This is a genomic window from Paenibacillus terrae, from assembly GCF_005217525.1.
Taxonomy (GTDB): Bacteria; Bacillota; Bacilli; order Paenibacillales; family Paenibacillaceae; genus Paenibacillus; species Paenibacillus terrae_C.
In genome coordinates this window covers 45,711-46,811 of record NZ_PNXQ01000002.1, presented here as the reverse complement: position 1 = coordinate 46,811, position 1,101 = coordinate 45,711, and the positions used below count along the sequence as shown (strand labels likewise).

Genomic DNA, 1,101 nt, shown 5'->3' with positions numbered 1-1,101 from the left:
ATAATCAAAGATCTGTAACATTTGACGTGTATGATTTAACTCAGAAAATTGATGTGGATTTTAATTTCAAAAATATAAAGAGAGAAAACTCGATTGAATTTGATCCATCTACAATAAAGGTTGCAGAGGAGACGACTCCGCCTGTAACATCGCCAGAACCCGAAGTTCCTTTACAACCAGGAAGCCTCGACTTCACGATTTTGACAGATAAATCGCAAAATGTTTCCGTTATGGACGGCTATGTTGTAAAACCAGCTAAACTGGTTCAAAAAGCGAACAAATGGTATGTTCAACTGACGATTAAAAACAGCAGTTGGATTCCATCTTTCCAAACAGAACAGAATGGAAAATATGAAGAAACGACTACGGTATCCACTGAGGGTGACCAACGTACAATCGAGTTTGAAGTAGGCAATCTGTCTAACAAAGTAAATGCTTATGCCCACATTATCGTGCCTGGGTTGGAAATGGGCGGAGTACCATACGATCATTGGTACAATGTTCAAATCCAGTTTAACGGCAGTGTTACCCCTGATCCGGGTTCTTCTCTGCAATTGGGAAGTATTGACTTCTCTGTTTTAAAGGATAAGTCGCAAGATATGTCCGTTATGGACGGATATACTCTAAAGCCAGCTAAAGTGGTCCAAAAAGGAAACAAATGGTATGTTCAACTGACGATTAAAAACAGCAGTTGGATTCCTTCCTTCCAAACAGAGCAGAATGGAAAATATGAAGAAGCGGCTACGGTATCCACTGAGGGTGACCAACGCATAGTGGAGTTTGAAATAAGAAGTCTGTCTAACAAAGTAAATGCTTATACTCACGTTATCGTACCTGGGTTGGAAATGGGCGGAGTACCATACGATCATTGGTACTATGTTCAAATCCAATTTAACGGCAATGTTACACCTGATCCGGGTACACCTTCGACCTTGGTAGATGGTACGTATTCCATTAACTTTGATGCGCTGCACGCAACCAAGGATCAAGTCTCTTCGATGGCACGGTACTTGGTGTCGCCAGCAACACTGACAGCGACGAAAGGTAAGTATGAAGTGTCCTTCCAGATCAAGGATAGCGCAACGATTACGAAGTTCAAAA

General features: G+C 41.5%; 1 protein-coding gene. It reads left to right on the top strand.

All coding sequences use genetic code 11. From position 1 onward, the window contains the following. A partial coding sequence (locus C1I60_RS25100) for an NEAT domain-containing protein (protein WP_252361536.1) occupies positions 1-1,101 on the top strand: 1,101 nt, incomplete at both ends.